This is a genomic window from Streptomyces malaysiensis subsp. malaysiensis, from assembly GCF_040653035.1.
GTDB classification, from domain to species: domain Bacteria; phylum Actinomycetota; class Actinomycetes; order Streptomycetales; family Streptomycetaceae; genus Streptomyces; species Streptomyces malaysiensis.
In genome coordinates this window covers 501,314-524,713 of sequence record NZ_JBEZNG010000002.1, presented here as the reverse complement: position 1 = coordinate 524,713, position 23,400 = coordinate 501,314, and the positions used below count along the sequence as shown (strand labels likewise).

Below are 23,400 nucleotides of genomic sequence, written 5' to 3'. Positions count from 1 at the left end.
TCTAGTAAACCGGTCGTTCACCGGTGCCCGCCCGGCCCGTGTCCCAGGCGGGCACCGGAGGAGTGTGGTCGATCAGGTGCGGGACCTCGATGTCGAGGTAGAGCGGACCGCCGTCCTCGTGGAAGGAGCGCAGCCTCCGGGTCAGTTCGGGCAGTGACCGGACACGGTGGGCCCGCATTCCGCAGGCCCGCGCCACGCCGACCGCGTCGATGGTGCCGGGATCGACGCCGAAGTAGCGCCGTCCGGTGTACAGATGCTGGAGCATCTTGATCCAGCCGAGGCTGTGGTTGGTGAACTGTAGGTGCACGATGGGCAGTCGCAGCCGCACGGATGTCTCCAGCTCCCCACAGGCCATCGCGAAACTGCCGTCGGCGGTGAAGGAGACGACCTCGCGGCCGGGGTGGGCCATCGCCACCCCGACGGCGGCCGGGATGGCATAGCCCATCGGGCCGTGCCCGCGCGGGATCAGCACACTGCGCGCGGCACGGGTCTGCCGCCAGAACGCCGCCACGTTGGGGGTGGGGGTTCCGGGGTCGGCCACGACCAGAGTGCCGTCGCCGAGGACCGAGTTGACCGTGCGTACGACATCGGCGGGCAGCAGCTGTCCGTCGGCCCTGGTGGCAGGCGCACCGGTGAGGGAGTCGTCCGTGCCCGCGCGGGCGGCCCGCACCCGTGCGCGGCGCTCGGTACGGACGTCGGCGCCCACCGGCGTGATGTGCGTGAGGAGCCGTCCGAGCACGGTGGCGGCGTCGCCCACGAGCCGGATCGCATCCGGGAAGTTGCGCCCGGCGCGGTCGGCGTCGATGTCGATCTGGATGACGGTGGCCCCGCCCTCAGGATCGCGGCTGGGTCCGGTCCAGCTGTTGGTGTCGGTGGCGTTCGCCCGGGTGCCCACCAGCAGGACGGCGTCGGCGTCGCGGACGGCGGCGTTGGCGCCGGGCTGTCCTCCGTTGTTGCCGACCACGCCGAGCGACCAGTCGGAGCTGTCGGGCAGGGCGCCCTTGCCATGGATGGTCGTGGCCACGGCCGCGCCGAGCGCGTCGGCGAGTTCCGCCAGGACGTCCCAGGCACCCGAGACATGCACACCGGAGCCTACGAGGAGGGTGGGGCGCTCGGCGCGGGAGAGCGTGTCCGCGGCCCGCGCCACGGCCGTTGGATCCGCCGCGGTGCGGACGGCGGGCAGCGCGGGCACACCGGTGACCGGGGTGATGTCGTCGGCGGGTTCGTCGAGTACGTTCTCCGGGATGATCAGCGCCACCGGGGCCGGGCGCCCCGATACGGCGGTGTACAGCGCCTCGTGCAGCAGCGCCGGGATCTCCGCGGCGCTCTCGGCGACCCGGGTCCACTTGGTCACCGCGGAGAAGAGGGCGGTCTGGTCGATCTCGGTGAGCGCCCCGGTGCCGCGGCTTCGCGCGTGGATGTCGGAGGTCAGCAGGAGGACGGGGACGCCCGAGGCGTAGGCGTCGCCGAGCCCGCCCACCACATAGGTGGTGCCGCCGCCGCTGGAGACCTCGACGACGCCGACCCGGTTGCCGCTCCGGGCATAGGCGTCGGCCATGGCTCCGGCGTGGCGCTCATCGCGGGCGAGGACGTGCCGGATGCCCTCGGGGCGGTGGTAGAGGGCGTCGTAGAACGCCACTCCGGTGTCGCCCGGGACGCCGAAGAGCGTGTCGACGCCACCGGCGATCAGCGCGTCGACGAGGACATCGGCGCCCCGGCGCGGCCGGGTGCCGCCGGTGCGGGGGACGTCGTCCGCCGGCGCGGTGGCGGTACAGTGGCCGGTCGATTCCAGGTCAGTCATGGGTGTCTCCTGTTCGGTGCGTCGATGGCGGCGCCGGTGACGGGCCGACGTGCTGCCAGGCGAGTGCCGCCAGCAGCCGGGCGGCGTCCGGAGTCACGGAGTCGTCGAACACCGCGGTCGGGGAGTGGTTGCCGGACGGGTGCCCGGGAGCGTCCGCAGGGGCCGCCCCGAGATAGCCATACGCCCCCGGAACACGCCGCAGGACACGGGAGAAGTCCTCCGAGCCGATCCGCGGCCGGGCCAGTTCCTCGAAGCGGTCGTCGCCGAACAGCGCCCGGGCCGTCTCGGCGAACAGGGCCGCGTGCTCAGGGGAGTTGACCGTGGCGGGCAGGACCGTCTCGAAAGTGGCCTCGGCCCGTGCCCCATGGGCGGCGGCGATTCCCTCGACCAGCGCCGGCAGTTCGGCGGCCAGCCGCTCGGTGACCGGGTCGGAGAACGACCGCACCCCCGCACGGAAGACGGCGTGCTCGGGGATCACATTCGGCGCGGTCCCGGCATGGAACTCGCCGACGGTCACCACCACCGGCTCGAACGCGTCGAAGCGGCGGGTCACATACGTCTGTAGGGCGGTGGCGGCCTCGGCGGCGACCGGGATCGGATCGAGCGCCTCATGCGGCCGCCCGCCGTGTCCGCCCCGCCCGGTGACCGTCACCTCCAGCACGCCGTAGGAGGCCATGATCGGGCCGGGCCGGGTGTAGCAACGGCCGGCGGGCAGATCGGCGACGACGTGCAGCGCGTACGCCGCGTCCGGCGGCCGGGGCGTGGCATCGAGCAGTCCCTCGTCGAGCATCAGCCCCGCTCCGTCGTACCCCTCCTCCCCGGGCTGGAACATGAAGACCACGCTGCCCGAGATCTCCTCCCGGCGCGCCGCCAGCAGTCGCACCGCGCCGATGAGCCCCGCCGTGTGCAGATCGTGGCCGCAGGCGTGCATCGCCTCGCCCTCGGCGGCGAACGGCAGCCCGGTGCGCTCTCGCACGGGAAGCGCGTCCATGTCACCGCGCAGCACTACCGTGGGCCCCGGTCCGGCGCCGTCCAGCACCGCGACCACCGAGCTGAGGTTCTCGCCCGTCCGCACGCTCAGCCCCGTCCCGGCGAGCGCGTCCAGCACCAGGGCCTGGGTGCCGGGCAGGTGCAGCCCGACCTCGGGGGCGGTGTGCAGCGACCGGCGCAGGGCGACCAGGTCGGCGGCGAGTGCGGCGGCCTCTTTCTCGAACAGGCCCCCCATCAGATCCCCTCCGCCCGCAGCTTCGGCAGTACCTCCGCGACGACCTCCTCGAAGACGCCCTCCTTGTGCGGCCCCTGGAGCGGATACGGGAACATGAACTCGGTGATGCCGATCTCGCTGAACCGGCCGATGAAGTCGGTGAACCGTTCGGTCGACTCCCAGGGCGCGTCCTCGGTGAACCCGGCCATGAACGACTTCCGGATGCTCGCCGGGTCACGGCCGAACCGCTCCGCGTGCTCGTCCAGGAGCCGCCCGCGGTCCCGGGTGAGCCGCAGGCTCTCCGCCTCGCTCAGCTTCACGCCCCGCCGCAGCTGGGAGAAGAGCGTGCCGTACGTACTCCAGATGTCGGCGTCCCGCGCCGCGATCCGGATGGTCGACTCGACATGCGCGGCGATCAGCAGCGGTGGGTGGGGCGCCGCGACCGGCGCGGGAGCGCGTACGGCTCCCTCGACGCGGTAGTGGCTGCCGGAGAAGTCGAAGCGGTCCTGCCGCAGCAGCCCGCCGACGACCGCGCTGTACTCGTCGAAGCGCGCCGCGCGCTCGGCGGACGGCCGGCTCTCCACGCCCGCCACGGCATGGTCCTTCGGATTGCCCCCGGCACCGATGCCCGGGACGAAACGGCCGCCGGACATGTGGTCGAGCGTGATGGTCTGCTTGGCGAGCACCGCGGGGTTGCGCAGCGGGAAGGCGCTGACCAGCGTCCCCACGGTGATGCGCTCGGTCGCCGCGACCATGCCCGCGGCGAGCTGCCAGGCGTCGAAGCGGGGCCGGGAGGTGACGCCGGAGTCGTCGATGGAACTCCACACGTGGTCGCCGGCCCACAGGCTGTCGAAGCCCTGCTCCTCGAAGGCGCGCCACCGTGCCGTCAGCTCCGGCCAGGGTGCGGCCTCGTAGGTCATCAGCCCGAATCGCAAGTGTGTCGTCGTCATGGTCGTGTCTCAGCCCTGTTCCTCGATGACGTCCCTGATCAGCTCCGCGGTGACGGGACCGGCCCCGGCCCGCGCCTGTGCCGCGAGATAAGCGGCGCGGTAGGCCCCGGCGCGCCGTGCCCGGGGCAGCCGCTCGACGGCCGCTACCAGCTGTTCCTGTACCGCTTGCGGCCACCGCTCGTCGTACGCCCGGCGCGCCGCCCCCAGGTCGAACAGTGCCGCGCGCTCGGGCAGCGACGCCCGGTCGCGTTCGGTGGCCGCCGCGTCGACGGCGCCGTCCCGCAGGACCACGCCGTAGGCGCGCAGCGCCTGCTCCGGGCCGATCAGTCCCCGGGCCGCGTCGACGGCCACCTCATCCGGCGCGCGGTCGGCGGGGTCGCCGAGACCGCCGCCACCGGCGGTCTCGATGAGCAGCACATCACCGGCGGCCAGGGTGACGACGTTGACCCGGCCGAGCTCCCGCTCTCCGGACCTCCCCGGGTTGAGCACGGCGCGCCCCGGAGCGCCGGGCCGTCCGCCGTTCACCCCCCACGGCTGGAAGAGCAGCCGCTCCATGCCCCGTACCGCGAGGGTGACCCCGTCGGCGAGGGCACGCAGCCGCAGCACGATGCCCGCTCCACCGGGTCTGCGGCCCGCGCCGCCGGAGTCCGGGCGGTAGCGGTACTCCTCGACGAGGACGGGCGCGTCCCGCTCCAGCAGCTCGTTGGGGACGTTGCGCAGCCACCCGCCGGTGAAACTCGTCCCGTTGAGCCCGTCCCGGGCCGGACGGCCCCCCGAACCGCCGGTCAGTGGCTGGCCGACGGAGACATGGCGCCGCCCGGTCACCGGGTCGGCGTGGGCGACGGTCGCGATGGCCACGGCGCCGGAGGAGGTGGCGAGCGCGGACTCGGGAGCAGCCTGGGCGAGACAGCCCAGCACGCAGTCCATGATCCGGAAGAAGACGGCGGCCCGCACTCCGCAGGTGGCCCCGGGCCCGGGGTTGACGATGGAACCCGGCGGCAGTTCGGCGGTGATACCGCGCACCAGCCCCGAGTTGTACGGGATCCCGGGGTCGAGCGAGCAGAAGTAGTTCACCAGGGCGAACACCAGCATGTAGTGACCGGGTTCGCCGCCGGTGGGCAGATTGATCGCCTCCGCCACCTGGGGGGAGGTACCGGCGAAGGACAGATGGGTGGAACCTCCGGAGACCGTCAGCTCCAGGCTCAGCCGGGTGGGCGGCACCGTCGTCGCGCCGTCCTCCTCCAGCCCCTCGACATAGTCGACGAAGCGGTAGCGGCCGTCGCGCAGCCCGTCGACGAGCCGGGCCGCGCGCTCGGCCGCCTCGTCCAGCAGGTCCTCGATCGCGTCGCCGACCGCCGCGGCGCCGTACCCGGTGACGATCTCGTCGATCCGGCGCTGCGCGGTGGCGAGCCCGGTCAGCTGCGCCTCGATGTCGCCGCGGTTCTGCTCCGGAACACGGGTGTTGGACAGGATCGTGCGCAGCAGCGCCTCATTGGTCCGGCCCGCCTCGCGGAGCTTGGCGGGCGGGATCAGCAGCCCCTCCTGGCAGCGGTCGGTGTGTGCCCAGGAGATGGAGCCCGGTACGTCGCCGCCGATGTCGGAGGAGTGGACGAAGCTGAACGCGAACGCGATGATCCGCCCGCCCGCGTAGAGCGGCGTCCACAGCCAGATGTCGGGCAGATGGGTGACCAGCCCGCCCGTGGCGTCGGGGTCGTTGCTGATGCCGACATCGCCGGGATGGTAGGGGCCGAGCGATTCGATGGCGGTGCGCGCGGGAATCCCGATCATCAGGTTGCCCGAGATGGCCCGGGGCGCGGCGAAGACCTCGCCCTCGGCGGTCACCAGACACGTGCCGAAGTCGGCGGTCTGCTTGACGAACACACTGAAACTGGTCCGCCGGATGGTCTCGGCCATCTCCTCGACCACGGCGGTCAGCCGGTGGGAAAGGATTTCCCGGGTCACGGGGGAGCTGCGCATCACGATCCCCTCCTGTCGTCGGTGTCGTTGTCCCGACCGGTGGCCGGATCGCGGTCCGGGTCCAGGTCGATCAGCAGATTTCCCAGCGCGTCCGCACGGGCCGCCGCTCCCGTCGGCACGAAGACGGTGGTGTCGGGGGCCGAGACGACCAGCGGGCCGCGGACCGTCGCGTTCACCGGCAGCTCGGCCCGGCGCAGCCGCAGCGCGCGGCGACACTCACCGGATTCGTGGACGGTGTGCTCGCGCGGCGCCCCTGCCGGGCCCGCCGCCACCGCCGGAAGCCGCGGATCGCCGGGTGCGGTCAGGGTCACCCGGAGGTTGCGGACGTCCAGTTCGCCGCCCGAGGCGTCCACGCCGTAGGCGGCCCGGTAGGCATCGGCGAAGAGCGAGCGCAAGGTCTCGACCGTCGGCGGCCGGCCGTCGGGCAGGACCACCGGGAGCGTGAAGGACTGGCCGACCAACTGGACATCGGCCCAGCGGCGCAGTTCGGGACGCTGGTACGGCGCCGTGTGCTGTCGCGCGTACCAGGCGTGCGCCTGCTCGGCGAGGTCCTTCCAGACCCGTTCCAAACGGGCGTCGTCCAGCGTCGCCGTCGTCTCGCCGATGGACGCGACCACGTCCTGGCGCAAGCCCGTGGCGAGAGCGCCGAAGGCGCAGAGCGTGCCGGGTGACCAGGGGACGAGCACCCGCCGGATGTTCAGCGAGCGGGCGAGCAGCGCGGCGTGTACGGGCCCGGCGCCGCCGTAGGCGACGAGATGGGAGCCTGTCGCGTCCAGGCCGCGGCGGGCGAGCAGCGGGACGAGCTGGGCGTGCATCATGGCGGTCGTCACATCGATCGTGGCGGCCGCGGCCTGTTCCACCGTCAGCCTCAGCCGCCGGGCCAGGGGGCGCAGGCTCGCGTACGCGGCCCGGGGGTCGATGGTCACGGCACCGCCCGCGAAGTCCTCCGGATCGATGAAACCGCAGACCACATACGCGTCGGTGAGCGTGGGATCCGTACCACCACGTCCATACGCGGCGGGCCCGGGGACGGCGCCCGCGCTGCGCGGGCCGACCTTGAGCACCCCCGAGGAGTCGACCCGGACCAGCGAGCCGCCGCCCGCGCCGATGGAGGAGATCTCCACCGTGGGGATGATCAGCGGGAAGTCACCGAGCACGCTGTCGGTCGAGTACGGGATGTCGCCCTCGACGAGTGCGACATCGACGCTGGTGCCGCCCATGTCCATGGTGATGAGCCGGTCGACCCCCGTGGCGCCCGCCAGCCGGATCGCCCCGGCGACGCCCGCGGCGGGACCGGAGAGCAGCGTCTCGACGGCGGCGCGCAGGATCTCGTCCGACCCGGTGTCCAGCGACATCACACCGCCGTTGGACTTGGCGATGTACAGCGGGCAGCGCAGCCCCAGCGCCCGCAGCCGGTCGAAAAGCTCACCGAGATAGCCGCCGAGCAGTCCGGCCACATGGGCCGCCAGCACGGCGACGGTCGTACGCTCGTACTCCTTCTCCTCCGGCCACAGTTCGGCCGCGCCCACGATGACCAGCCCGGGGTGCGCGGCGCGGAGCAGCTGCACGGCGCGCCGCTCGTGCTCGGGATGGGCATGGGCGTGCAGAAAGGACACCGCGAGCGCCTGGACACCGTCCGCCACCAGTGCCTCGGCGGCGGCCAGCAGCCCGCCCTCGTCCAGCGGACGCTCCACACTCCCGTCCGCGCGGAGCCGCTCGTCCACCTCCCGGACGTCCGCGCGGTCGACGAGGGGACGGCGTGGGGCGGCGAAGAAGTCGATGGGGTCGCGCAGCCGCAGCCGGCCTATCTCCAGCAGATCGGGGAAGCCCGAGGTCACCAGCAGCCCGGTGCGGGCTCCGGCCCGCTGAAGCACGGTGTTGAGGGCGAACGTCTGGCCATGGGCGAAGTGCTCCACCTCTGCCGCGTCCACCCCGTGCCGCGCCAGTGCGCCGGCGACGCCCTCCGCCACGGCCGAGGCGGGCCTGGCCGCGTCGGAGGGCACCTTGGCGGTGTGCACGGTGCCGTCCTCCACGTGGGTGAGGACGATGTCGGTGAACGTTCCGCCGACGTCGACGCCGAGCCGGTAGCGGGCCCGTCGTGCATGAGGCGCGGTCACGGTGTGGACTCTCCTTCCGCGGACCCCTCGGGTCCGGTGGTCCGTGCCCCGGCCGTCGCGTCCACGCCGCCCAGGGCCCCGCCGGTCCGGCGCGCGGCCACGGCGGCGGCCGCCGCCAGCAGCAGTGAACCGGCGATGAGGATGCTGGACATCGCCGTGACCGTGGGGTCCTGCTGCTGTTCCAGGCGCAGGAACATCGCGACGGGCAGGGTGGTGGTATCGGCCGGCATCAAGAAGACCGAGGTGTCGACCTCGTCGAACGAGGTGATGAACGCGAAGATCCCGGCGGCGAGCAGCGCCCAGCGGATCTGCGGCAGCGTCACGTGCCAGAAGGCACGGCCCGCGGAGGAGCCCAGGTCGCGCGCCGCCTCCTCCAGAGCGGGATCGAGTCCGGCCAGCGCCGCCCCGACGACCGCCACGACGAACGGCATCAGCAGCAGACAGTGCGCGAAGGCGATCCCGCCGACCGTCCCGTACGCGGCCGGGAACAGCGACGCGTACAGCACGAACAGGCAGAATCCCGCGACCACCCGAGGCAGGCTCAGCGGCATCACGAAGACCGAGCGCAGCAGCTCCCGTCCGGGGAAGCGGTAGCGGGCGATGGCGTAGGCGGCCATGGTGCCGAACACCAGGGAGATGACCGTCGCCACGCCCGCGACCTCCAGCGAATAGAGCAGCCCCACCCGGAACGGTTCATGGTCCAGCGCCCGCTGGAACCACCGGAGGGTGAAGCCGCTCGGCCATCCGCCTCCGGTCTCGTCCACGCTGAAGGACGACACGACGACCACGGCCAGCGGAAGCAGGACGAAGACGGCCACGAGGGCGAGGAACAGGACGCGCAGCGCGGCGGCGGCACGCCGTCCGGCGGGGGTCACCGCGAACCACCCCCTTCCGGGCTCCGGTGGCGTATGTCCGCGTACCGGCTGAGCCGGTTGAACAGGGCCAGCACGGCCAGCGCGATGGCCAGCAGAAGCAGCGCCTGGGCGGCGGCCAGCGGCCAGCGCAACTGCTGGATGTTCTGGTACACCGACTGCGCGAGGACGGTGACGCGACCGCCGCCCAGCAGGGACGGGGTGGCGAAGGCGCTGACCGTCAGCGCGAAGACCAACTGCGCGGAGGCGACGATCCCCGAGGCGGTCAGCGGCAGCAGCACCGTGCGCAGCCGGCGGAGCGGGGGCGCGCCGAGGTCGGCGGCGGCCTCCAGGGCCCCCGGGGGCAGATTGCGCAGCGAGGCCAGCAGCGGGAACACCGCGAACGGCAGCTCCACATGGACCAGGGCGAGGATGACCCCCGGTTCGTGGTAGAGCCAGCCGCGCAGCACACCGCCGAGCAATCCGCCGTGGCCGAGCAGCAGCATCCAGCCGTAGGAGCGGACGACGACGCTGACCAGGATCGGCGAGAAGATGATGAACATCAGCAGACCCGCCACCCACCAGCGGCGAACCCGCAGCAGGCACCAGGCGATCGGGTAGGCGAGGACCACGGTGAGCAGGGTGACCACGGCTCCGACGCGCAGCGTCGTCCACAGCACTCCGAGGTTGTAGGGGTTGCTGAGCGCCTCGGCCCAGGTGCCGGTGTCGAACGGGGCGACGAGCCAGCTGGTCTGCTCGGTGCGGAAGCTGTACGACACCAGCAGCAGGATGATCGAGAGGAAGATCAGCACCAGATACGCGGCCCCGGGCGCGACCAGTGCGTAGGCGACCCGCCGCCCGCGTATCCCGCCCTGCCGCTCCTCGGTGACGGTCGGGGCGGACGTCTTCCGGGTCATCCAGCCGCCCCCTTGGCCCTGACGGCCCGGCCGTCGGCCGGCACCACGGTGATACGGGCGGGGTCCACCGCCACACCCACGGTCGCGCCGACCGTCACGGAGGCCGCGTGGGCATCGGTGTCGGCCAGGACCTCCCGCCCCGTCGAGGTCTCCAGGACGATGCGGATCCGCGCTCCGAGGAAGCCCACCGAGCGTACGACCGCGTCCCCGACGGCGCCGTGGTCCAAGGGCCCGACGACACGGATGAACTCCGGCCGCACCGCCACCAGCGGTGACCCGCCACCGGGTACGGGGAAGGTCAGGCCGTCCGCCCGCGACCGGCCGGGGGAGTCGGGATCGGGCGCGGTGTCGAAGAGGTTGTTCTCGCCGATGAACCCGGCGACGAACCGGCTGACGGGGGCTCGGTAGAGTTCCTCGGCCGTACCGAGCTGTTCCACCCGCCCGTCGTTCATCACGGCGATCCGGTCCGAGACCTCCATCGCCTCGCTCTGGTTGTGGGTGACGCAGACGAACGCCGTGCCCGTCTGCCGCTGGAGGCTGCGCAGTTCGCGGCGCATGCGCAGTTGCAGACCGAGATCGAGCGCGCTGAGCGGCTCGTCGAGCAGAAGGACATCGGGGCGGCCGACGAGCGCGCGGGCGATGGCGATCCGCTGGCGCTGGCCGCCGGAGAGCGTCGACGGGGCGCGCCCGGCGAACTCCGACATGCCGACCACATCGAGGATCTCGGCCACCCGCCGGGTGATCTCGGCGCGTCCCGTCCTGCGCGCCCGCAGTCCGTAGGCCACGTTGTCGAACACGGTCATGTGCGGGAACAGCGCGCCCTGCTGGAAGACGAGATTGGTGGGGCGGCGGTGGGGCGGGGTGTCGGTGACGTCGGTGCCACCCAGCAGCACCCGTCCGCGGTCGGGCCGCTCGAGCCCGGCGATGATGCGCAGCGCGGTGCTCTTGCCGCACCCCGATGGTCCGAGGAGGGAGAAGAACTCACCCGCACGGACGGTGAGTTCGATGTCGTTGAGTACGTCCTTCCGTCCGAAGGACTTCGAGAGCGACCGGACGGCTATCGCATGATCGCTCACAGATGTGCCTTGACGTCGCTGTTCCACTGGTCCGTCGCCTGCTGGACGCTCTTGGCGAGCCGTCCCCAGTCCAGCTGGAGCGATTCCCGTACCGCCGTCAGCTGGAAGCCCGGCTTGCGGCGGAATCTGGCGGGCAGCTCGGCGCCCTCGATGAGCGGGATGGTGGCGGTGGCCGCGCTGTAGCGGCTGACGGCGTCGGGCGCGAGGATCTCGTTCATCAGCTTCGCGCCCTCCTTCAGCTGCTCGGAGCTGGAGCCCTTGACCAGCTGGAACCCCTCGGGGAAGGCCATGACGCCTTCCGAGGGCACCGCGAAGCCGATGGGGTCACCCGCGTCGATCCAGGGCTGGGCCACGCCCTGGAAGCCGGGGGCTATCACGACCTGCCCGCTGACCAGTTGCTTGCGCAGCTGGTCGATGGAGGCCACCAGCCCGGCGAACTGGCCCTTCTTCGCGGCGTCCGCGAAGACGTCGATCCCCTTGGACAGATCCGCCTCACCACCGCCTTTGAGCTTGTTGATGACGGGCACGGCGTTGACGGCGAAGGCGGGGGCGTCCCAGGTGGTCACCTTGGAGCGGTACTCGGGCTTGAACAGATCGAGCCAGGACTTCGGGGGACTCTTGACGACGTCGGTGTTGTAAAGGATGCCCATGGCGTCCATCACCGTGTACACCCCCAAGCCGTCATCGCGGCGGAACTCCGGCAGCACCTTGGCCGCGTTGGGGACCAGTTTGGAGTCCACCGGGGCCCACAGGCCCTCGGCGGCCCCCTGGGCGAAGCTCTGGGCGTTGAAGAAGCCGAGGTTCAGCAGGGGCCGGTGGGCGTTGACCTGTACCGAGGAGACGAGTTTCGGGAAGGTCTCGGCATTGGTGCCCTCGATGTACCGGACCGTGACGCCGTTTTTCTTCGCGAAGGCGTCCCCGACCTCCTTCGGCACCTCCCCCTGGGCCCCGGCCCAGCGGAACATGGTCAGCCGGGTCCCGCCGCCGGACGAGCCCCCGGGCGCGCCACAGGCGCTGAGGAGCCCTCCACCCAGGAGGGCCAGTCCGGCCGCTCCGGTGGACCGCAGAACGTCACGGCGACTCACATGGTGCGTCATAAGGCTTCTTCTTCCTCAGATGCGATGCGTCCGGGTTTTCCTCCCGTGAAGTGCTGCCGATACTGCTTCGCATGCGAAGTCGGATGCAAGAGTCGGGAGATTTGTTCACGCGTCTGCAACAGAACAAGCCATATGACCGGATCCCCGTCCCTCGGAGTCGTCGGCCTGCTCGGGAATCCGAGACGATTCGTCTCGGATGCTGAGACGCTGTTGTCTCGCGCGACACGCTCGTACAGTCTTCTCCCCATGTCGAGTCACCGCGTCCCCGTGCACGCCGGCTTCCGCCTGGCGCTCATCGGTGTGCACGCACACGCGGTGTCCGACGTCGACTGTCGCTGAGCCACGGGCTCGAAGAGGCGCTGCCCGCCTCGCGTCGTCATTCCACCGAGCCCGATCCGGCGCAACACTTCTCTCGCCCGTCGGTGCGGTTCGCGCGCTCAGCGCCCTTCTCCAGCTGTTTCCGCTGCCTTCCGACGGCGCCCTCCGCCCCGAAAGGCATCCATTCCCCATGCGTGAACCCAGACCGTTCGCCCAGCGCGCCGCCGTGGCCGCCGTCAGCCTGGTCCTCCTCGGAGGGATCGCGGCCTGCTCCGGGCCGCAGGACGGCGGTGCGAGTTCCGGAGGGGGCGACGGGAAGGCGGCCAAGGGCGGCAAGCTCACCGTGCTCAATTCCGAGCCCCAGTCGGACTTCGACCCGGCCCGCCTCTACACCTCCGGCGGAGGCAACATCCCCTCGCTGGTCTTCCGTACGCTGACCACCCGCAACCGGGCGGCCGGTGCCGCCGGCACGAAGGTGGTCCCCGACCTCGCCACGGGCCTCGGCACCCCCAGCAAGAACGCCACGGTGTGGACCTACACCCTCAAGAAGGGGCTGAAGTTCGAGGACGGCTCCGCCATCACCTCCGCCGACATCAAGTACGGCGTGGAGCGGTCCTTCGCCGCAGAACTCTCCGGCGGGGCCCCGTACCTGCGCGACTGGCTGATAGGCGGCGACACCTACCAGGGCCCCTACAAGTCCGGCAAGGGCAAGGAGACGCTCGACTCCATCGAGACGCCGGACGATCGGACCATCGTCTTCAAGCTGAAGAAACCCGTCGGCGACTTCCCCTACCTGGCGACCCAGACCCAGTTCGCGCCCGTGCCCCGGGACAAGGACACCGGCACCACCTACGAGAAACACCCCATCTCCTCCGGACCGTACGAGGTCGTCAAGAACACCAACGACGGTGAACGGCTCCAGCTGAAGCGCAATACGCACTGGTCCCAGAAGGTCGACGACCAGCGCAAGGCATACCCGGACACCATCGATGTGCGCTCCGGGCTCGACCCGGCGGTCATCAACCAGCGGCTGTCGACCAGTTCGGGCGACGACGCCGCGGCCATCACCACGGACACCAACCTCGGCCCCGCCGAACTCGCCCAGATCGGCCAGGACAAGGCCCTGAAGTCACGCGTCGGGATCGGGCACTTCGGCTACACCGACTATCTGGCGTTCAACCCCAAGGTGAAGCCGTTCAACCGGCCCGGGGTACGCCGGGCGATCTCGTACGCGATCGGCCGCGGCAGCGTCATCAACGCCGTGGGCGGCTCTTCCCTCGCCGAGCCCGCCACCACTTTCCTGCCGAACCAGAAGGCATTCGGCTACACGCCCTACGACCACTTCCCGGCAGGTGGGAACGGCAACCCCGCGAAGGCCAAGGAGGAGCTGAGGAAGGCCGGCTACCCGGACGGCCTCACCGTGACCCTCACCCACTCCACCGCCGAGGGCGAGATGGGCCCCAAGGTCGCCGCGGCCGTCCAGCAGTCCCTGGCCAAGGCCGGCATCACGGTGAAGCTCAAGGGCCTGGAGACCAACGCCTACAACGAGAAGCGCTGGGACACCGACGACACCCCCGGGTTCTTCCTCAGCCGCTGGGGCGCCGACTGGCCCGCCGGCTACCCGTTCCTCGCCCCCATCTTCGACGGACGGCAGATCGTCAAGGACGGCGCCAACTTCAACCACGCCCAGCTCGACGACCCCGCGGTCAACAAGGAGATCGACGAGATCAGCGGGCTCACCGACCTGGACGCCGCGGCCGAGCGCTGGGGCGCCCTGGACAAGAAGATCGGTGAGCGGGCCCTCACGGTGCCGCTCTTCCACCCGGTCTACCAGCGCCTGGTCGGCAAGAACATCCAACACGTCGTCATCAGCGACTGGACCGGCGTCCTCGACATCTCGCAGGTGGCGGTCAAGTAATGGCGGTGCAGGACGTGTTGGCACCCGGGGCGGGCGATCCGCCCGCCCCGGGGCCGGCGGCCGGGGCCCGCGGTGTGTGGCGCAGGCTGCGCACCCGGCCCTCGGCCGTCGTCGCGGGCGCGGTGCTCGCCGCGCTGCTCCTGGCCGCACTCGCCGCGCCGCTGCTCACGGCGGTCAGCGGGCAGGACCCGTACACCTACCACGACGAGCTGGTGAACTCCGCGAGCGGCGGCGCACCGCACGGCGCGTTCGGCGGCATCAGCGGCACCCACTGGCTGGGTGTCGAACCCGGCACCGGCCGCGACCTCTTCGCCCGGCTGGTGTACGGCGCCCGGGTGTCGCTGCTCGTGGCGGCGGGGGCGCTGCTGCTCCAGGTGCTGATCGGGGTGAGTGTGGGCCTGGCCGCGGCGCTCGGCAACAGATGGGCGGACCAGGTCCTCAGCCGGATCACGGATGTGATGGTGGCGCTGCCGATGCTGGTCCTGGCGATCGCGCTGACCACCGTGGTACCCGAGGACTTTCCGCGCCCGCTGCTGCTCATCCTGGTCATGGGCGCCCTCAACTGGGGTGGTACGTCCCGGCTGGTACGGGCCCAGACCCTGACCCTGCGCCGCCTCGACTTCGTCGCCGCGGCCCGCCTCGGCGGCTCGGGCCCGCTGCGCGTGGTCCGGCGGGAGATGCTGCCCTCGCTCGCGGCGCCCGTCATCACCCACGCCGCCATCCTCCTCCCGTCCAACATCGTGCTGGAGGCGTCGCTGTCGTTCCTCGGCATCGGCGTGAAGCCGCCCACGCCCGCATGGGGGCAGATGCTGTCGACGGCGACCACATGGTTCCGTGCCGACCCGATGTACGTTCTGCTGCCGTCCGGGCTGCTGTTCGTCACGGTCCTCGCCTTCACCGTGCTCGGCGACGCGGTGCGCACCGCACTCGACCCGCGGGAGGCCAGCCGCCTGCGGGTGGGCACCCGCAAGGAGAAGACCCGTGACTGAACGATTTACGGGCCTGCGCTTCGCGGCGAAGCGCCTGGTGGGTGCCGTGACGGTACTGCTGGTGCTCTCCGTCGTCCTGTACGCCCTCTTCTACCTCGTCCCCGGCGACCCCGCCCAGCTCGCGTGCGGGGAACGCTGCAACCCGGCCCAGGTGGCGCAGGTGCGCGGCCAACTGGGGCTCGACGAACCGGCGTACGCCCAGTATCTGCACTTCCTCCAGGGCGTGTTCGCGGGCCGCGACTACTCGACGGGGACCTCGCTCCAGCACTGCGCCGCACCCTGCCTGGGGCTGTCCCACCAGAACGACCAGCAGGTCACCGCGTTGATCGTGGCGGGGCTCCCGGCCACCACCTCGCTCGCCATGGGCGCGCTGGTGGTGTGGCTTGCGCTGGGTGTCGGCACCGGTCTGCTGTCCGCGCTGCGCCGCGGCGGGGTGACCGAACGCGTGCTCACCGTCCTCACCCTGGCCGGAACCGGCACCCCCGTCTTCATCCTGGGTCTGCTGCTGCTCATGGCGGTGTGCGCCTATCTGCGGTGGCTGCCGTTCCCGTCGTACGTCCCGCTGTCCCAGGACCCCGAACAGTGGGCCTGGAACATGCTGCTGCCCTGGCTGACCCTCGGCCTCTTCGAGAGCGCGAAGTACGCCCGGCTCACCCGCTCCGCCACCCTCGAGGTCCTCGCGGAGGACCACATCCGCACCTTCCGCGCCTACGGAGTGAGCGAACGCGCCCTCGTCACCCGGCACGCGCTGCGCGGGGCGCTGCCCCCGGTGATCGCCCTGAGCGCGCTGGACCTGGGGCAGGTGATGGGTGGCGCGATGCTCACCGAGCAGCTCTTCGGCCTCCCGGGGCTGGGCCGGCTCCTCGTCGACAGCGTCCGCTCCGTGGACCTGCCGGTCGTCGTCGGTGTGGTGCTCGTCATCGGGACCGCCGTGGTCATCGCCAACGCCGTCGCGGACGTCCTCTACGCCCTGGCCGACCGAAGGGTGGTCCTGTCATGACATCGCGGCAGCCGATGGATCCGGCGGCCGGGACGGCCGAACCCCTGGTCGAGGTCCGGGGACTGACGGTCGACTTCCCCATGGGTGAGGAGACCGTCCGCGCGGTCGACGACCTGTCCTTCCGGCTCACCGCCGGGCAGGCACTCGGCATCGTGGGGGAATCCGGCTCCGGGAAGAGCACGGTCGCCGCGGCGCTGCTGGGCCTGCACCGCGGCACCGGAGCACATCTGACCGGCACCGTACGGGTCGGCGGCATCGATGTGGCGACCGCGTCGGTACGGGAGCTGCGGCGTCTGCGCGGTGGCATCGCCGCCATGGTCTTCCAGGATCCGCTGTCCTCCCTCGACCCCTACCTGCCCATCGGCGACCAGATCGCCGAGGTCCACCGGGTTCACACCCCGCAGGTGTCCCGGCGAGACGCCAGGCAACGTGCGATCACCGTGCTGGACCGGGTCGGCATCCCCGACGCGGCACGCCGCTCCCGGTCCCGGCCGCACGAGTTCAGCGGCGGTATGCGGCAGCGCGCCCTGATCGCGATGGCGCTCGCCTGCGCGCCGCGGGTGCTGGTGGCAGACGAGCCGACCACCGCCCTGGACGTGACCGTCCAGGCCCAGATCCTCGACCTGCTCCACGACCTGCGCGCGGAGACCGGCATGGGCCTGGTCCTGGTCTCCCACGACCTGGGCGTGGTGGCGAGCAGTGTGGAGGACATGCTGGTCATGAGGGGCGGGCGGGCCGTCGAGCGGGGTCCGGTCGGCACCGTTCTGAAGTCCCCGCGGCAGCCGTACACCCGCGAACTGCTGGCCGCCGTGCCCCGGGTGGAGACCCGGCGTGCGCCGATGGCCGCCGCGTCCGCCCTCTCGTCCGCGTCCCCGGGCGATGTCCTGCTGGAAGCGGCACAGGTGCGCCGGGAGTTCGGGCGCAGGAAGGACCGCACGGTCGCCGTGGACGGTGTGTCGCTGACCGTGGCGCGAGGCGAGACCCTCGGCATCGTCGGCGAGTCGGGCAGCGGCAAGACCACACTGGGCCGGATGCTGGTCCGCCTGCTGGAACCCAGTGGCGGCTCCATCCGCTACCGGGGGCGCGAGCTGACCGGTGTCCACAGCGACCTTCAGATGGTGTTCCAGGACCCGGTCTCCTCGCTCAACCCGCGCCGCGGCATCGGCGAGTCCGTCGCCGACCCGCTGCGCGCGGCGGGGGCCCTCACCGACGCGGAAATCACCCGGCGAGCGCGGGAACTCCTGGAGCGCGTCGGACTCGACCCGCGCTGGTACCACCGCTATCCGCATGAGTTCAGCGGCGGTCAGCGCCAGCGCGTCGGCATCGCCCGTGCGCTCGCGCCCGGACCGAAGCTCATCGTGTGCGACGAGCCCGTCTCCGCGCTCGACGTCAGCACCCAGGCACAGGTCCTGTCCCTCCTGGCCGAACTCCAACGCGACCTCGGGCTCGCCCTGGTGCTGATCGCCCACGACCTCGCGGTGGTGCGGCAGGCCAGCGACCGGGTGGCGGTCATGCGCCAGGGCACCGTCGTGGAGGAGGGCCCGGCGGACACGGTCTACGACGCCCCCGACAACCCCTACACCAAGGCCCTGCTCGCGGCCGTCCCCGTACTCGACCCGGCAGAGGCCGCACTGCGCCGCGAGGCCCGCCGAAACGGCGGCGGGCTCCTCAGGGCGAGTGCCGGCTAGAAGTGTCCTTCGGAGCGGGGCCACCGTGCCGGATGGGCCGCCGGGGTGGCCCCGCTCCACGACAACCGCACCCGCCGCGGCCCGCCGTCTTCCGGTCTGCCCGGCACCCTCGGCGATCCCACCGGCGCCCACGAGCGGCAACCTCACCGGACGTCGTCAGGAGCGGGGTCCGCGCACCGGCTCCACTCCGATGACCTTGCGGTAGACACGGGCGCCGTCGCCGTAGTCGTCCACGGCGTAGTGCCAGGTCGCCCTGTTGTCCCAGAGCACGAAGTCACCGGCCTGCCAGCCGAAACGGATCGTGTAGTCGGGCGACGAGGCATGCCTGAGCAGATGGTCGAGCAGCACCCTTCCCTCCTGCGCCGTGACACCTGTCAGACCGAGCGCCGAGGTGCTGATGAACAGTCCCTTCCGGCCGGTCTCGGGGTGCTTCAGAACGACCGGATGCTCGGTGGTCTCTTCGACCCCGCGTCGCCTGCTGCCCTGTGCGTAGTTCTCCGCATTGGCGTCGTAGACCGCGTTGACCGATTCGAGCAGCTCCTTGAAGGGCTCGGACAGGTCGTCGTACGCCGCCTGAAGATCGGCCCACAGAGTATGACCGCCCAGCGCGGGCACGACCTCGTACGTCAGCGACTCGATGGCGAAGACCGGGTTTCGCCACAGCCCGCCGATGTGCCAGGTGCTGGCCTTGCCGGTCCGCTGGACGTTGTACGGATAGACCAGCGGATTGGCGGGGTCCTTCACCGCGGTCGGGTGGGCGAAGGGCTCCGCGAAGGCGCGCACGGCCTCCACATGCTGATCCGGTGTGAGGTGCTGGCCGCGGAACACCAGCACCTTGTGCTCCCGGAACGCCCGGCGCAGATCCTCGGCGGTTCGCTCGTCGACGCCGGTCCTCAGGTCGATGCCGGTCACCTCCGCGCCGAACCGCGGACCTGCCCGCCGTATCTCGAAGCCCGTGGCGGTGGTGGTCATGGTTTCTCCTCTCGGTGTTCCAGTTGCCGCCCGCCGGATGGGGTCCGGCGGGCGGCTGGGGTGATCAGGGAAGGCCGGGTACGGCGATCAGGGGGTCACTGCACGATCTTCAGCAGCTTGTTGGGGGAGCCCGAACCGATGCCGGAGAGCGCCCCCGAGGTGGCCCCGTCCACCAGCGCGCTCCCCACCTCGGACGGGGACGCGGTGGTGTGCCCCGAGAGGTAGATCGCCGCGGCGCCCGAGACATGCGGGGCGGCGAATGAGGTGCCGGAGCCCGTGTAGGTGGCGGTGTCGGAGGTGTTCCAGCCGGCCGTGATGTTCGAGCCCGGGGCGAAGAGGTCCACGGTCGAGCCGTAGTTGGAGTAGCTTGCCCGCGCGTCCGTGTTGGTGGTGGCGCCCACGGTGAGGGCGGTGGGCACCCGGGCGGGGGAGTAGTTCGCGGCGTTGGCGTTGGAATTGCCGGCCGCGATGGAGTAGGTCACCCCGGAAGCGATCGACTTGGTCACCGCGTTGTCGAGGGAGGTGCTGGCGCCACCGCCCAGTGACACGTTGGCGACGGACGGGCCCGAGTGGTTGGCGGTGATCCAGTCCACGCCCGCGATGACGCCTGCCGTGGTACCGGATCCGTCATTGCCGAGCACCCGGACGGCCACGATGTTCGCCTTCTTGGCCACGCCATAGGTGCTGCCCGCGACGGTCGTGGCGACGTGTGTGCCGTGGCCGTAGCCGTCCTGCGCGGTGGTGTCGTTGTCGACGAAGTCGTAGCCGTACGACGCCCGGCCGCTGAACTGCGCGTGGGTGATCCGCACACCGGTGTCGAGGACGTAGACGGTCACGCCGCCGCCGGCACTGTCCGGATAGGTGTACGTGCCGCTCAGCGGCAGGTTGGACTGGTCGACGCGGTCCAGGCCCCAGGGTGCGTCGGTCTGGGTCGCGTCGGCGTGGACCTTCTGGTCCTGCTCGACGGAGGCGACCGCCGGATCGGCGGCGAGTCTCCGGGCCTCGGCGGGCGCCAGGCGCACCGCATAGCCGTTCAGCGCGGCGGTGAAGGTCCGCTTCACCTGGCCGCCGTATCCGGATATGAGGTCCTCGCCCCGGGCGGAGGACGCCGTGAAGCCGGCCGTCTTGTCCAGGGTGACGATGTAGCTGCCCGGGACCGCTTCCGCGGCTCCGGCGTTCAGGACGGTGCCTTCGGCCGGTGCGGCGTGGGCGGGGAGCACCGTAAGTGCTCCGATGGCCGCCGCGGCGGCCATTCCTGCGGCGATCCGCCGCTTGGTGGTACGCATCACTGCCATCGCGAGGGAGTCCTCCTCGGTCGGTGGCGCGCTGCGGTGCGTGCGCGCTCTGCGGGTTGTGGGGCTTGCGCGTTCGCGGGGAGCGCATGGTCACGCTTCCGGCTCGTCGAGGATTCGCCGGGTCGTGTGCGGGTGGCAATGGATGACATAAACATGACATGCAGCCGTGGCGGTGCGTCATATGGCGTTACGGACGGTCAAATCCGTGTCATCACACGTACATACACGGCGGGTGACAGCCGTTTCATCCTCGCTCCGGGCCGGAGCCTTATCGAGGGGCCGCTGTCCGGGGGAGGCGGTCGGTTTCGCGTAGGGCGGCGTACCGGCTCAGGGTGCGCACCATGGCCTGGTGCGGGGTCGGCGGGAGCGGTGGCGCCACGCCGCTCACCGCCCCAGGATCCGGTCGACATCGGCCAACTGCCCGGCGGTGAGCGGCCCCTTCGCGATCGCGCCCGCGTTCTCCTCGGCCTGGAGGACCGTACGGAAGCCGGGGATGGGGATCGTCCGCGGGCTGCGGGCCCAGATCCAGGCGAGGGCGCCCTGTGCGAGGGTACGGCCCTCGCTGGTGAGGATGTCCCGCAGGGCGTCGACCCGCCGGAGCCAGGCCGGGTCCGCGCCCGCGTCCGCGATGAACCCCGGCAGCCAGGCCGGGGGCGCGTTGCGGATGTCCCCGTTCTCCAGGGAACGCCCGGCGGTGTGCTTACCGGTGAGCAATCCCATGGCGAGCGGGCTGCGGTTGATGCTGGCGAGGTCCGACTCCGCGCAGAGCACCAGGAGTTCGTGCGCGTCCTGGAGGACGTTCAGACGGTGCTGGACGGCCGTGCAGTGCGGGCCCTCGGCGAAGACGGCGGCCCGGGCGGGGTCGTCGGTGCTCCACGCGTACGCGCGGATGAGCCCCTCGCGTACGAGTTCCTCGCAGATGTCGCGGAGTCGGGCGGCCCGTTCGGGGGCGACGTCGGAGATATGGAGCTGGTAGAGGTCGACGTGGTCCGTGTCCAGGCGCCGCAGTGAGGCGGTCAGAGCGCGGCGTACATGGTCCGGGGAGTCGTCCTGTCCGTGGCGGATCCGGGTCCGCTCGTCGAAGAGATTGCCCCATTTCGTGGCGACGACGACCTCGGCGCGGTGCTTGCCGAGGGCGCGGCCGAGTATGCGTTCGCTGTGGCCGGTGCCGTACACATCGGCGGTGTCGAAGAAGGTGACGCCGAGGTCGAGTGCGCGCCGAATCGCCCGCACCGACTCGTCGTCGTCAACCCTGCCCCAGCCCAGGGGCTCCCCGTCGGCGGACCGCCACTCACCGCCGATGGCCCAGCAGCCGAAGCCGAGGGCGCTCACTTCGATGCCGCTACGGCCCAATGTCCTGTTGTGCGCCGTGGTCTCCATGCCCGTGGACAGTAGGAGTTGGAGCGCACACGAGGGCAAGCCCCACCGCGACACCGGCGCCCGCCTGTTCGGGCCGGCAACCTCGCCCTCGGCGACAAGGCCGTGTCCCCGGCCGTGAGGCAGGCCGTGGTGGGATTCAGCCGTTCATGACGCGGCGCCAGATCTCCATGGTGGTCGCGGTCGCGTGGGCGAGGTCTTCCCCGGGCGAGCAGGCGGCGCGGTAGAAGGTCCGTTCCGTCATCCAGCACAGGGCGCCCGCCAGCGCGGCGGCTCCGTCGGGGCCGTGCTCATCAGGGATTCCTGTCCGCTTCAGCACCTGGGTCATGGAGCGGGCGAACGCTTCGACCGTGTCGTTCCAGGCGGACCCGATCACCGGGTGCAGCGCGGAGTAGTCGACGGCCGCCCGCATGACGGTGCCGTGCTCGCGCCAGACCCGCTCCACCCCGTGGACGGCCCGTTCCATGACGTCGACGGGTGGGGAGGCGGCATCCTGCGCCGTGCTGTTGGCCTCGGCGCGAATGGTGCGCATGGTGCGCTCGACGAGAGCGGCGAGGACTTCGTGCTTGTTGCCGAAGTAGAAGTAGAGGGAGCCACGTGAGATCCCGGCACCTTTGGCGATCGCCTCGACCGTGAGCTCCTCGAGACTGGTGTGTTCGAGCAGCGCCTCGGCGGCGTCCAGGAGGGCCTGCTCGCGCAGGTCTCCCTTTCTCGGGGCGGCACCGCGCCTTCCCACTGTGGCCTCCCCTGATCGGCTCTTCCGAGCACTGTACTTCCGCCGGACGAGGGACCGGGGCGTGGCCCTCGTCCGGCTCGGTGCCCAACGCGCCGCGGGTCAGTTGCCGGTGAGCTGGGCTCCGCCGGGGAAGTCGGTCGTCCGGGACAGCTTCTCCCAGCCGCGGATGTCGTCGTCCACCGCCTGCCGGGCCGCCGTGATCAGGCGCAGCGCGTCCGAGCCCAGCACGAGGTGGGCGGGCGGCTCGGGGACGTCGAGGATGTGCAGCAGCGCCTCGGCGGCCTTCTCGGGGTTGCCGAGCTGATTGCCACTGGCGCTGATCCGCGCCTCGCGGATCGGCGTGAACAGCTCGTCGTAGTCGTCGATGGCGCGTTCCGCGCGGGTCATCGACCGTCCGGCCCAGTCCGTGCGGAACGAGCCGGGCTCGATGGCCGTGACGTGGATACCGAACGCGGCGACCTCCTTACGGATGCTCTCCAGCATCCCCTCCAGGGCGAACTTGCTGCCGCAGTACGCCGACATGCCGGGCACCGCCATCAGACCGCCCATGGAGGTCACCGCCATCAGATGGCCCGCGCGCCGCCTGCGCATATGGGGAAGGACGGCCTGGAGCGTCGCCGCGGCCCCGAACACATTGGTCTCGAACTGCGCCCGGACCGCCGACAGGGGTGTCTCCTCGAAGATCCCCTCCAGGCCGTAGCCCGCGTTGGCGACGGCCACATCGATCGGACCGACGGTCGCCTCGACCTCGTCGACCACGGCGCGTACGGCCTCGTCATCGGTCACATCCAGCCGGCGCGCATGGGCTCGTCCCGGCGCCAGGGCCTCGAACGCCGCCATGTCGGCTTCCCGGCGCACGGTGCCGATCACCGTGTGCCCCGACTCCAGTGCTCCCTCGGCGAACGCCCGGCCGAGCCCGCTGCTCACACCGGTGATCAGGAAGGTCTTCATTTTCGTTCACATCCCTTGGCCGCGGCAGGTGCGCCGCGTCTGCGATTCGGCCTCTCGCTTAAAATCTACACCACGTCGATTTTTTTCTGCATGGCGTAGATCCGGGGTCGCGGAGCAGGGCATGCTCGAGAGCGCACAGATCGAGGGGGCCGGTGTGATCGAGGTG

18 protein-coding genes are annotated in these 23,400 nt (G+C 71.4%); 4 read left to right on the top strand and 14 right to left on the bottom strand.

The features are described 5' to 3' along the window. Window position 1 precedes the first annotated feature (1 nt). From AB0E24_RS06540 to AB0E24_RS06500, 9 genes are read right to left on the bottom strand one after another with little or no spacing between them, the layout of a single operon-like run. Window positions 2-1,801, bottom strand: a complete 1,800-nt coding sequence (locus AB0E24_RS06540; RefSeq protein WP_359375125.1) for a thiamine pyrophosphate-binding protein — start codon at window positions 1,799-1,801, stop codon at window positions 2-4. Further along, entirely contained in the window at window positions 1,794-3,026 is a 1,233-nt protein-coding gene (locus tag AB0E24_RS06535) for a M20 metallopeptidase family protein (protein ID WP_069862645.1), read from the bottom strand. The genes AB0E24_RS06540 and AB0E24_RS06535 overlap by 8 nt, the downstream gene beginning before the upstream one ends. Further along, window positions 3,026-3,955 (bottom strand): LLM class flavin-dependent oxidoreductase, encoded by a 930-nt coding sequence (locus AB0E24_RS06530; RefSeq protein ID WP_069862647.1) that lies wholly within the window; start codon window positions 3,953-3,955, stop codon window positions 3,026-3,028. The genes AB0E24_RS06535 and AB0E24_RS06530 overlap by 1 nt, the downstream gene beginning before the upstream one ends. 9 nt (window positions 3,956-3,964) lie before the next feature. Further along, on the bottom strand, window positions 3,965-5,932 hold the full coding sequence (locus AB0E24_RS06525; RefSeq protein ID WP_359375124.1) for a hydantoinase B/oxoprolinase family protein: 1,968 nt from the start codon (window positions 5,930-5,932) through the stop codon (window positions 3,965-3,967). Further along, window positions 5,932-8,049: a hydantoinase/oxoprolinase family protein gene (locus AB0E24_RS06520; RefSeq protein WP_359375123.1), complete on the bottom strand. Its 2,118-nt coding sequence runs from the start codon at window positions 8,047-8,049 to the stop codon at window positions 5,932-5,934. Before AB0E24_RS06520 ends, AB0E24_RS06525 begins: the two co-directional genes overlap by 1 nt. Continuing rightward, window positions 8,046-8,924 (bottom strand): ABC transporter permease, encoded by an 879-nt coding sequence (locus tag AB0E24_RS06515; protein ID WP_079256029.1) that lies wholly within the window; start codon window positions 8,922-8,924, stop codon window positions 8,046-8,048. Before AB0E24_RS06515 ends, AB0E24_RS06520 begins: the two co-directional genes overlap by 4 nt. Then, window positions 8,921-9,817 (bottom strand): ABC transporter permease, encoded by an 897-nt coding sequence (locus tag AB0E24_RS06510; protein WP_359375122.1) that lies wholly within the window; start codon window positions 9,815-9,817, stop codon window positions 8,921-8,923. Before AB0E24_RS06510 ends, AB0E24_RS06515 begins: the two co-directional genes overlap by 4 nt. Next, window positions 9,814-10,893: an ABC transporter ATP-binding protein gene (locus tag AB0E24_RS06505; protein ID WP_250850462.1), complete on the bottom strand. Its 1,080-nt coding sequence runs from the start codon at window positions 10,891-10,893 to the stop codon at window positions 9,814-9,816. The genes AB0E24_RS06510 and AB0E24_RS06505 overlap by 4 nt, the downstream gene beginning before the upstream one ends. Further along, window positions 10,890-11,990, bottom strand: a complete 1,101-nt coding sequence (locus AB0E24_RS06500) for an ABC transporter substrate-binding protein (protein WP_069862658.1) — start codon at window positions 11,988-11,990, stop codon at window positions 10,890-10,892. Before AB0E24_RS06500 ends, AB0E24_RS06505 begins: the two co-directional genes overlap by 4 nt. Before the next feature lie 508 nt (window positions 11,991-12,498). Between AB0E24_RS06500 and AB0E24_RS06495 the strand changes: the two genes are divergently transcribed. Genes AB0E24_RS06495 through AB0E24_RS06480 form a run of 4 tightly spaced genes read left to right on the top strand, consistent with a single transcriptional unit; the run spans window position 12,499 to window position 17,903 of the window. Beyond that, entirely contained in the window at window positions 12,499-14,226 is a 1,728-nt protein-coding gene (locus tag AB0E24_RS06495; RefSeq protein ID WP_359375121.1) for an ABC transporter substrate-binding protein, read from the top strand. After that, complete coding sequence (locus AB0E24_RS06490) at window positions 14,226-15,215, top strand: ABC transporter permease (protein WP_079152924.1); 990 nt, start codon at window positions 14,226-14,228, stop codon at window positions 15,213-15,215. Before AB0E24_RS06495 ends, AB0E24_RS06490 begins: the two co-directional genes overlap by 1 nt. Further along, on the top strand, window positions 15,208-16,215 hold the full coding sequence (locus tag AB0E24_RS06485; RefSeq protein ID WP_232564239.1) for an ABC transporter permease: 1,008 nt from the start codon (window positions 15,208-15,210) through the stop codon (window positions 16,213-16,215). The genes AB0E24_RS06490 and AB0E24_RS06485 overlap by 8 nt, the downstream gene beginning before the upstream one ends. Next, window positions 16,212-17,903 (top strand): dipeptide ABC transporter ATP-binding protein, encoded by a 1,692-nt coding sequence (locus tag AB0E24_RS06480; RefSeq protein ID WP_359375120.1) that lies wholly within the window; start codon window positions 16,212-16,214, stop codon window positions 17,901-17,903. Before AB0E24_RS06485 ends, AB0E24_RS06480 begins: the two co-directional genes overlap by 4 nt. Window positions 17,904-18,059: 156 nt before the next feature. Here the strand turns inward: AB0E24_RS06480 and AB0E24_RS06475 are convergent, their stop codons facing one another. From AB0E24_RS06475 to AB0E24_RS06455, 5 genes are all read right to left on the bottom strand, one after another. Next, the gene (locus tag AB0E24_RS06475) at window positions 18,060-18,875 is read right to left on the bottom strand and encodes a TauD/TfdA dioxygenase family protein (RefSeq protein ID WP_257629715.1); all 816 of its coding nucleotides are present in this window, start codon (window positions 18,873-18,875) and stop codon (window positions 18,060-18,062) included. Between the two features lie 95 nt (window positions 18,876-18,970). Beyond that, window positions 18,971-20,170 (bottom strand): S8 family peptidase, encoded by a 1,200-nt coding sequence (locus AB0E24_RS06470; protein ID WP_347233554.1) that lies wholly within the window; start codon window positions 20,168-20,170, stop codon window positions 18,971-18,973. Window positions 20,171-20,554: 384 nt separating this feature from the next. Next, the gene (locus tag AB0E24_RS06465) at window positions 20,555-21,550 is read right to left on the bottom strand and encodes an aldo/keto reductase (RefSeq protein ID WP_359375119.1); all 996 of its coding nucleotides are present in this window, start codon (window positions 21,548-21,550) and stop codon (window positions 20,555-20,557) included. A gap of 136 nt (window positions 21,551-21,686) precedes the next feature. Next, the gene (locus AB0E24_RS06460) at window positions 21,687-22,283 is read right to left on the bottom strand and encodes a TetR/AcrR family transcriptional regulator (protein WP_359375118.1); all 597 of its coding nucleotides are present in this window, start codon (window positions 22,281-22,283) and stop codon (window positions 21,687-21,689) included. 99 nt (window positions 22,284-22,382) lie between these two features. Next, window positions 22,383-23,234 (bottom strand): oxidoreductase, encoded by an 852-nt coding sequence (locus tag AB0E24_RS06455; protein ID WP_079256020.1) that lies wholly within the window; start codon window positions 23,232-23,234, stop codon window positions 22,383-22,385. Between the last annotated feature and the right edge of the window lie 166 nt (window positions 23,235-23,400).